Annotated in this window: 1 protein-coding gene; it reads left to right on the top strand. The window is 52.8% G+C overall.

From position 1 onward, the window contains the following. On the top strand, positions 1-1031 hold a 1031-nt coding region (locus KDK19_RS07970; protein ID WP_257291700.1), incomplete at both ends, for a PEP/pyruvate-binding domain-containing protein.

The following is a 1031-nucleotide window of genomic DNA, read 5'->3' as shown; positions in this document are numbered from 1 at the left end:
ATCACAGCCGGTGATTGTCCGCAGTTCCGGCATCAACGAAGACAACTACGGCGATGCCCAGGCGGGCAAATACCTCTCTGTCGTTCAGCGAGAAGACGATGTATTAAGAACCTGCCTTAAGGTCATGGCCTCAGGTTACCGGCCTGAAGTCTGTTCCGAAGGTATACCGCAACCCATGGCGTTGATTATCCAACACTGCGTGGATTGCCGATATGGCGGGGTCGCCATGAGCTTTCAGGCTTTTCAGGATGATACCGTCAGGATTGAGTTCACTCCCGGACAACCCAAAGGCGTGGTGGCAGGGCAGTTTGGCAACACACCCCACCGCATTGATATTTTTCGCGAGGATCGCAAAGAAGAAACTGACCATTATCAATTCGTACCCGGGAAGATCTCAAGTCACTTCATCCTGCACAAAGACGACAACGGCTACTCGGAAAAAGAAATTTTTGATGCCGATGCTCAATCAAACGACGATGAACAACCACTCAGTGATAAAACGATTTCAAAACTCAGGGAGGCGCTGACAAAGCTGGAAGACCTGTTGCTCTGCCCCGTGGATGCGGAGTTTGCCATCGATCATCAGGGTCGCCTGTTGCTGTTGCAGGTGCGGCCTGTAACCCGGCTCCCTGGCGGCATGGATTTTGCCCTGCCTATACCCGAAGAGTCTCTGGTCATTGGACAGACCGTCAGTGAAGGCTTCTGCACCGGACCCATCTGGCTGGCCAAAAAACAAGAGGCTGGCTCTATGCCAGAGAGAGCTATTATCGTGGCCCGACACGCTGAAGACTGGATGCTTGAGCCTGAGTTCCTGAAGCGGGCAGGGGGGGTTGTCCTTGCTGAAGCAGGATTCAATGATCATGTAGCAATCGTCATGAGACAGAAACGAAAAACTTTGATGCTGGCTGATGGTCAGTTTGAGACATTAGCCGTTCAGGATGGCCAACAGGCGACACTGGCCTGTGCCCGCTTTAAAGGTGAGCCCGGAGCCTTCATTGTTGCCGGTGACATTACCGAAAAACTGGCCAGTC

Source organism: Endozoicomonas sp. ONNA1 (assembly GCF_024606325.1).
Taxonomy (GTDB): domain Bacteria; phylum Pseudomonadota; class Gammaproteobacteria; order Pseudomonadales; family Endozoicomonadaceae; genus Endozoicomonas_A.
The sequence above is the reverse complement of the archived record's forward strand: the minus strand, read 5'-3'. Positions and strand labels throughout refer to the sequence as shown.